Genomic DNA, 5998 nt, shown 5'->3' with positions numbered 1-5998 from the left:
CGGCGTCCCCGCCGAGGGCGACCCGCTCGCCGCCCTGCGCGCCACGATCGAGGCCCTGCACACCCCCCGCGACCTCGCCCAGGACCTGGGCCTGCCGCCCTTCACCGGCGGCATGGTCGGCTACCTCGGCTACGACATCGTGCGCCGACTCGAGAAGATCGGCCCCGGCGAGCGGGACGACCTGGGGCTGCCCGAGCTGACCATGCTGCTCACCTCCGACCTCGCGGTCCTCGACCACTGGGACGGCACGGTCCTGCTGATCGCCAACGCGATCAACCACAACGACCTGGACACCGGCGTCGACGAGGCCCACGCCGACGCCGTGGCCCGCCTGGACGCCATGGAGGCGGACCTGTCCCGCCCCGTCGCCCAGCCCCCGGCCGCGCTGCCGCCCTCCGAACTGCCCGAGTACACCGCCCTGTGGGGCGGCGAGGACTTCCAGGCGGCCGTGGACGACGTCAAGGAGCGCATCCGGGCGGGCGAGGCCTTCCAGGTCGTCCCCTCGCAGCGCTTCGAGACGCCGTGCACGGCGAGCGCGCTGGACGTCTACCGGGTCCTGCGGGCCACCAACCCCTCGCCGTACATGTACCTGTTCCGGTTCCCCTCCGGGGACGGAGACGCCTTCGACGTCGTCGGGTCCAGCCCGGAAGCGCTGGTGAAGGTCGAGGACGGGCGGGCCATGGTGCATCCCATCGCCGGCACCCGGCCGCGCGGCGCCACCCCCCAGGAGGACCAGGCCCTCGCCGAGGAACTGCTCGCCGACCCCAAGGAGCGCGCCGAGCACCTGATGCTCGTCGACCTCGGGCGCAACGACCTGGGCCGGGTCTGCGAACCGGGCTCCGTCGAGGTCGTCGACTTCATGTCCATCGAGCGGTACTCGCACGTGATGCACATCGTCTCCACCGTGACCGGACGGGTCGCGGCGGGCCGCACCGCCTTCGACGTGCTCACCGCCTGCTTCCCGGCCGGCACCCTGTCCGGCGCGCCGAAGCCGCGCGCGATGCAGATCATCGACGAACTCGAGCCGTCCCGGCGCGGGCTGTACGGCGGCTGCGTCGGCTACCTGGACTTCGCCGGCGACTCCGACACCGCCATCGCCATCCGCACCGCCCTGCTGCGCGACGGCACCGCCTACGTCCAGGCGGGCGCCGGCGTCGTCGCCGACTCCGACCCGGTCGCCGAGGACACCGAGTGCCGCAACAAGGCGGCGGCCGTACTGCGCGCCGTGCACACCGCCAACCGGCTGGGGCGGCAGCCGGGACGACAGGGCGCTTCCCACGTCCCGCACGTGAACCCCGGGTGACGGGCCGCCCGGGGACCGAGCGATAGTGGAGTACGTGACTGCTGCTGTACCTGACCCCCGTTCCGAAGCCGCCCCCGCCCGGTCCGGCCGCCGGAGCCTCGCCGTCGCCCTGCTGTGCGGGGCGCTCGGCGCGGCCGTGGCGCTGCTCGCCACCCGGCAGCGCTGGGCGGAGGGCACCGCGGCGGTGGCCGGCGGCGCCTTCCCCCTGACCGCCAGGGGCAGCGAGGTCACCGGTGTGCCCGCGGCGCTCGCCATCGTGGGCCTGGCCGCGCTCGTCGCCGTCTTCGCGGTCCGCCGGGCCGGCCGCTACCTGGTCGCCACACTGCTCGCGCTGTCCGGCGCCGGCACGGTCGCCGCCGCCCTGCTCGGCGCCTCCGACGGCTCCGCCCTCGACGAGAAGGCCGCCCAGACCTCAGGCGACACCGCCGCGACCGCCGCCGCGCTCAGCCACACCGGCTGGCCCTACGTCGCGGCCGCCGGCGGCGCGCTGATCCTCCTCGCCGGCCTGCTCGCGCTGCGCTACGGCCACCTGTGGCCGGCCATGTCCGGCCGCTACGAGCGCTCCGGAGCGCCCCGCTCCCGCGCGCCCCGCCCGGTCGACCCCGACCGTCCGGAGGACCTGTGGAAGGCCCTGGACCGCGGCGAGGACCCCACCGGAACCTGACCCGCCCGACCGCACACCCCGGGCGGCCTCCTCCCGCCGGGACGAAACGGGTGTCGCGGGGAGCCACCCCCGCTCACGTCACGTGCACGCGTACGGGACAATGGAAGCGAGCGTCCGGCTCAGACACGTATACAGCAACGAGGAGCAAGTCATGGCGGGCAGCAGCCACCACGGTCACACCCCGGCCGCCTGGACCGGTGTCATCATCGCCTTCATCGGTTTCTGCGTCGCGGGCGCCTTCATGGTGATGGCCCAGCCGGTCGGCTTCTGGGTCGGCATCGCCATCACGCTGCTCGGCGCCGTCGTCGGCGGCATCATGCGCACGATGGGCCTCGGGCAGAAGCACGAGCACCCGGTGCACCAGGTCGGAAGCAAGCAGGAGGACCGCGAGCCGGCCCGCGCCGAGAGCTGAGACCCACTCGACGGACCCGTACGGCTGAGCGGTCGGGGGGCGGTGCCGCGCCGCCCCTCGCGCGCGCGTGCCCGGCCCGGGGCAGAATGCGGGGTGTGAACGCCGACAGCCAGAGGGTGACGCACGGCCGGACGCCCATACCCCGCCCGCGGCACACGCAGGACGAGCCGGCCGTCCCGACGCACGCCACGGCCGTGCTGCGCCGGCTCGCCGTCCCCGCCGCGGTCCTGACCGCGGTCGCAGGTGCCCTCGCCTACGTCGGGGCCGTGGACCCCAACGAACCCGGCCACTACCCGGTGTGCCCCCTGCTGCGCTACGCGGGCGTCCACTGCCCCGGCTGCGGCGGGCTGCGCAGCGCCCACGCGCTCGTCCACGGGGACGTCCCGGCGGCCCTGCAGAACAACGCCCTGGCCGTCGCGGGCTTCCTGGCCTTCGCCGTGTTCTGGATCCTCTGGGCGGTCCGTGCGGCGCGCGGGCGGCCGCCGCGGATCGCACCCGGGCCGGTGCACCTGTGGAGCCTCGGCGTGCTCCTGGTGGCGTTCACCGTGGTCCGGAACCTGCCGTTCGGCGGCTGGCTCCATCCCTGACCGGCCGGCGTATGTCCAGTTGGTGGGACCGGCGCGGACCGGATGCGAGGACCGGTCCCCGGTCCGGCTACCATCGCAGTGACCACCGGTTTCCGCCCGCTTGATCCACTTGGTCTGCCGGACCGGGCCGGACCGTGCCGGATCCGTTCGATCCGCCGGATCCGATCCGCCCGGTCCGGGCGGGCCACCGGAGGCCGCTCGATCAGAACAGTCCACCGTCTGGAAGGGGGCCGCTCGCGTGAGTGTGCTCGACGAGATCATCGACGGAGTCCGTGCCGACCTTTCGGAGCGGCAGGCGCGCGTCAGCCTCGACGAGCTCAAGGAGCGCGCGGCCAAGGCTCCCGCCGCCAAGGACGGCGTGGCCGCGCTCAAGGGCGACGGCGTCAAGGTGATCTGCGAGGTCAAGCGCTCCAGCCCGTCCAAGGGCGCGCTGGCCGCGATCGCCGACCCGGCCGGCCTCGCCGCGGACTACGAGGCCGGCGGCGCCTCCGTCATCTCGGTGCTGACCGAGGAACGCCGCTTCGGCGGTTCGCTGGCGGACCTGGAGGCGGTCCGCGCGCGCGTGGACATCCCCGTCCTGCGCAAGGACTTCATCGTCACCTCGTACCAGCTGTGGGAGGCCCGGGCCCACGGCGCCGACCTCGCCCTGCTGATCGTCGCCGCCCTCGACCAGCCGGCCCTGGAGTCGCTGATCGAGCGCGCGGTGTCCATCGGGCTCACCCCGCTCGTCGAGGCCCACGACGAGGAGGAGGTCGAGCGCGCGGTGGCCGCCGGCGCCAAGGTGATCGGCGTCAACGCGCGCAACCTGAAGACGCTCGAGGTCGACCGCGACACCTTCGAGCGGGTGGCGCCGGAGATCCCGGACGGCATCGTCAAGATCGCCGAGTCCGGAGTCCGCGGCCCGCACGACCTCATCGCCTACGCCAACGCCGGCGCCGACGCGGTCCTGGTCGGCGAGTCCCTCGTCACCGGCCGCGACCCGAAGACGGCGGTCGCCGACCTGGTGGCGGCCGGGGCGCACCCGGCACTGCGGCACGGACGGGACTGACCCATGCCGCTCCGCACCAGGCTCTTCCGGGACCCGTACGCCCGCCTCGCGCGCGGCTGCCGGCCCCGGGGCTGCCGCGCGCCCGCACGGCGCGTGCACGGCCGCAGGGTGCGGTACGTCATCGGCGACGAGCCGGGCCAGGTGAACGGCATGCGATGGCAGCGCCCCGTTCAGGGGCGCGGGGCTGTGCCCGGCCATGCGGCTCCGCCGCGCGGGCGCGACTAGCCACGTACGACGGACAGCCGTCCGACAGACCCCGCCCCCACGGCGATCAGTGTCCGCACTCACCGTGAGGTTTCCGCATGCCCAGCGAGTTCTTCATCCCCGACCCCGAGGGTCAGCTCCCCAGCCCCGAAGGCTACTTCGGGGCGTTCGGCGGCAAGTTCATCCCGGAGGCCCTCGTCGCCGCCGTGGACGAGGTCGCCGTCGAGTACGACAAGGCGAAGGCCGACCCCGAGTTCGCCCGCGAGCTCGACGACCTGCTCGTCAACTACACCGGCCGGCCCAGTGCCCTGACCGAGGTGCCCCGCTTCGCCGAGCACGCCGGCGGCGCCCGCGTGTTCCTCAAGCGCGAGGACCTCAACCACACCGGCTCCCACAAGATCAACAACGTGCTCGGCCAGGCCCTGCTCACCAAGCGCATGGGCAAGACCCGCGTGATCGCGGAGACCGGCGCCGGCCAGCACGGCGTCGCCACCGCCACCGCCTGCGCGCTCTTCGGCCTCCAGTGCACGATCTACATGGGTGAGATCGACACGAAGCGGCAGGCACTGAACGTCGCCCGGATGCGCATGCTCGGTGCCGAGGTCGTGGCCGTGAAGTCCGGCAGCCGCACCCTGAAGGACGCCATCAACGAGGCGTTCCGCGACTGGGTCGCCAACGTCGACCGCACCCACTACCTGTTCGGCACCGTCGCCGGGCCGCACCCCTTCCCGGCCATGGTCCGCGACTTCCACCGGGTCATCGGCGTCGAGGCCCGCCGCCAGCTCCTGGAGCGCGCCGGGCGCCTGCCCGACGCGGCCGTCGCCTGCGTCGGCGGCGGCTCCAACGCCATCGGTCTCTTCCACGCCTTCATCCCGGACACCGGCGTACGCCTCATCGGCTGCGAGCCCGCCGGGCACGGCGTCGAGACCGGCGAGCACGCGGCCACGCTGACCGCCGGCGAGCCCGGCATCCTGCACGGCTCCCGCTCCTACGTCCTGCAGGACGAGGAGGGCCAGATCACCGAGCCGTACTCGATCTCGGCCGGTCTGGACTACCCGGGCATCGGCCCCGAGCACTCCTACCTCAAGGACTCCGGGCGCGGCGAGTACCGCGCGATCACCGACGACGCGGCCATGCAGGCGCTGCGCCTGCTGTCGCGCGCCGAGGGCATCATCCCGGCGATCGAGAGCGCCCACGCGCTGGCCGGCGCCCTCGAGGTCGGCCGCGAGCTGGGCGAGGACGGGCTGATCGTGGTCAACCTGTCCGGGCGCGGCGACAAGGACATGGACACCGCCGCCCGCTACTTCGACCTGTACGACACCGACGCCGAGGTGGCCGCCGACGAGGCCGACACCGCCGAGATCGAGGGGGACGCCAAGTGAGCGGCGCTGCATCAACGGGCGGGAAGGGCCGGCTGCTGAACGACACCCTCGCGGCTGCGAAGGCGGAGGGCCGGTCCGCGCTCATCGCCTACCTGCCGGCCGGATTCCCGACCGTGGACGGCGGCATCGACGCGATCAAGGCCGTCTTCGACGGCGGCGCGGACGTCGTCGAGGTCGGGCTGCCGCACAGCGACCCGGTCCTGGACGGGCCCGTCATCCAGACCGCCGACGACATCGCGCTGCGCGGCGGCGTCAGGATCGCGGACGTCATGCGGACGGTCAAGGAGGCCCACGCGGCCACCGGCAAGCCCGTGCTCGTCATGACGTACTGGAACCCGGTCGACCGCTACGGCGTCGAGCGGTTCACCGCCGAGCTCGCCGAGGCGGGCGGCGCCGGC

Annotated in this window: 8 protein-coding genes; all 8 read left to right on the top strand. The window is 74.0% G+C overall.

The window, feature by feature from the left end:
• The coding region (locus tag RH94_RS36120; protein ID WP_234426281.1) for an anthranilate synthase component I at positions 1 to 1303 on the top strand (1303 nt) is incomplete at its 5' end.
• A gap of 25 nt (positions 1304 to 1328) precedes the next feature.
• Entirely contained in the window at positions 1329 to 1967 is a 639-nt protein-coding gene (locus RH94_RS36115) for a TIGR02234 family membrane protein (RefSeq protein ID WP_073952510.1), read from the top strand.
• 151 nt (positions 1968 to 2118) lie between these two features.
• Positions 2119 to 2379, top strand: a complete 261-nt coding sequence (locus RH94_RS36110; protein ID WP_073952509.1) for an HGxxPAAW family protein — start codon at positions 2119 to 2121, stop codon at positions 2377 to 2379.
• 86 nt (positions 2380 to 2465) lie between these two features.
• Complete coding sequence (locus tag RH94_RS36105) at positions 2466 to 2966, top strand: DUF2752 domain-containing protein (protein WP_079189314.1); 501 nt, start codon at positions 2466 to 2468, stop codon at positions 2964 to 2966.
• Between the two features lie 238 nt (positions 2967 to 3204).
• Positions 3205 to 4014, top strand: coding sequence for an indole-3-glycerol phosphate synthase TrpC (gene trpC / locus RH94_RS36100; RefSeq protein ID WP_073952508.1), 810 nt, complete (start codon positions 3205 to 3207; stop codon positions 4012 to 4014).
• 3 nt (positions 4015 to 4017) lie between these two features.
• Positions 4018 to 4239 carry a tryptophan biosynthesis modulator TrpM gene (trpM, locus tag RH94_RS46880; protein ID WP_073952507.1) on the top strand — a complete coding sequence of 74 codons (222 nt, stop codon included), beginning with the start codon at positions 4018 to 4020 and terminating at the stop codon, positions 4237 to 4239.
• Positions 4240 to 4316: 77 nt separating this feature from the next.
• Positions 4317 to 5600 carry a tryptophan synthase subunit beta gene (gene trpB / locus RH94_RS36090; protein ID WP_073952506.1) on the top strand — a complete coding sequence of 428 codons (1284 nt, stop codon included), beginning with the start codon at positions 4317 to 4319 and terminating at the stop codon, positions 5598 to 5600.
• A partial coding sequence (locus RH94_RS45740) for a tryptophan synthase subunit alpha (protein WP_234426280.1) occupies positions 5597 to 5998 on the top strand: 402 nt, incomplete at its 3' end. The genes trpB and RH94_RS45740, both read left to right, overlap by 4 nt.

Source organism: Streptomyces kebangsaanensis, assembly GCF_001906585.1.
In the GTDB taxonomy this organism is placed as follows: domain Bacteria; phylum Actinomycetota; class Actinomycetes; order Streptomycetales; family Streptomycetaceae; genus Streptomyces; species Streptomyces kebangsaanensis.
The sequence above is the reverse complement of the archived record's forward strand: the minus strand, read 5'-3'. Positions and strand labels throughout refer to the sequence as shown.